Here is a 1,295-nt window from a genome sequence, read left to right on the forward strand (position 1 = left end):
GTGCAGGCCCGTGTCGCCGTGGCCGTCGTGGTCGCCCCGGTCCTGTCCGACGTGCAGGCCCATGTCGCCATGGCCGTCGTGGTCGCCCTGGTCCTGTCCGATGTGCAGGCCCATGTCGCCGTGGCCGTCGTGGTCGCCCCGGTCCTGGCCAACATGAAGTCCCGTATCTCCATGATTGGCATCCTGCGCGCCCCCGGATTGAGGACCGGCGTTGTGATCGGCTGCCTGTGCTACGGCAACTTCATCGGTGCCGGCCGCGTTCGTGGTAGGCGTGTCCGGGTGGGGCGCTGTGTCGGTAGAGGCCGTCGACTCGACCGCATGCGAATCGCTGCCTGATACTGCGGAGACCGCTGTCTCCGCAGGCGTCGTCCTTGTGGACGTTGAGACGTCCGGGGCTGTCGTGTCCGGCGATGCGGCAGCCGTGTCCGCTACGTGCGCGGTTGATGCGCCGTCCTGCGTCATCGCGGATGTGGTTGCATCGTCCGTAGCGGCGGGTGCACTCGTACTGGCTGTCGCCGGTATCTCGCCTTCGATCGCGACCGATGCTGCTGCATCTGCCAGGGCTCCGGTCGCCGCTGCGCCATCGGTCATCGCCGCGTCGGTCGAAGCGCTGGCCGGACTGAGGGAAGCGGCAGTCATGCTCGCGGCTGCCGCCGGATCGAGGTCCTGGAACGAGAACGACAGGTCGCTCTGGTTGAAGCCAGTGTTCTGCACTTGAACGGTGAACTGGATGGTGTCTCCCGCGTGCAGTTCTGGCTGGTAGGCCTGCCCCTCATTGGTGAACGTGCCCGTCGATGGATCGAAGGTGACGGTACCATTGAATCCGTCGAGCCAGCCGGTCGAGATAGTCGCGCTCGGATTGTTGAGGCCGATCTGCAGGCTCCATCCATCGACGCTGCCGTCGTGCAGCATGTTGTCGGTCAGGGTCAGCTGGAAGGTGGCATTGTAGCCGCCGCCCCAGCTCGGATTGTACCAGTCACTCACGCTGATCAGCGTGATCTGTCCATCCGCGTTGACCGGTTCGCCGCCAGCGGGCGGCGCAACCTCACCGCCGGTGCCGCCACCTTGCGACGCGGTGCCAGATCCTGCCGTGCCGCCGTCGGCCGCACTACCAGAGCTTTGCGAGGTCGTGCCTGGACCGTCCGTTACCACGTCGCCGGTCGATGGCGACGTGCCGCCAGCGGTCGACGGTCCGCCATCCTGTGTCGTGGTGCCGGAGCCAGCGGTGCTGCCGTCGGTGGAAGGGCTGGAGCCCTGTGCAGTCGTGCCTGCGCCGTCGGTGGTCGGATCGCCTG

1 pseudogene is annotated in these 1,295 nt (G+C 66.9%); it reads right to left on the minus strand.

Annotation, left to right across the window (positions count from 1 at the left end):
• A pseudogene (locus tag F758_RS51385) lies at positions 1 to 1,295 on the minus strand (hypothetical protein); the annotation flags it as partial.

The sequence above is a fragment of the Bradyrhizobium sp. ARR65 genome, assembly GCF_000472385.1.
In the GTDB taxonomy this organism is placed as follows: Bacteria; Pseudomonadota; Alphaproteobacteria; order Rhizobiales; family Xanthobacteraceae; genus Bradyrhizobium.